At 42.8% G+C, this 425-nt stretch carries 1 pseudogene; it reads right to left on the bottom strand.

Features of this window, described 5'->3' with window-relative positions:
• Positions 1 to 313: pseudogene (locus tag AB3351_RS23575) on the bottom strand (IS4 family transposase); the annotation flags it as partial.
• Between the last annotated feature and the right edge of the window lie 112 nt (positions 314 to 425).

The raw sequence follows: 425 nt of genomic DNA, 5'->3' as shown, positions 1-425 counted from the left end.
GGCGAATGCGGCGATTACAACGAGAAAGAAGCAGAAGAAAAAGATCCTTAAAAATGGCATAGGGAACCTCGCTTGCCTTTTTGGATAACGTAGAATAATGAACGGACGGGAGTCCGTAGGCTTGTCCTACATCAGCAGCATGACGAAGGCTTTTCCATTCATGGGTCGCTGCCATCACAAGAAATTGTAATAACGTGTTGATAGGTAGCTTGCGCCCTACATCCTGATAGCCATGTGAAGCTACTATCGTTTGTACATCTTCTTCAGAAACCAAGTGTTTCAGCAGATCAAGAAGTGTGGTAGACTTTTTCATGGGAGGTCGCCTCTTTTCGTAAAAGTTTGTATGTGGTGTACAAACTCTTTTCCCGAAAAAGGCGCCTCTTTTTCGTTTTTTATTTACTTTTTTTGGCTAATCAACACTCGTG

Origin of the sequence: Aneurinibacillus sp. REN35, assembly GCF_041379945.2 — a bacterium.
Taxonomy (GTDB): domain Bacteria; phylum Bacillota; class Bacilli; order Aneurinibacillales; family Aneurinibacillaceae; genus Aneurinibacillus.
The sequence above is the reverse complement of the archived record's forward strand: the minus strand, read 5'-3'. Positions and strand labels throughout refer to the sequence as shown.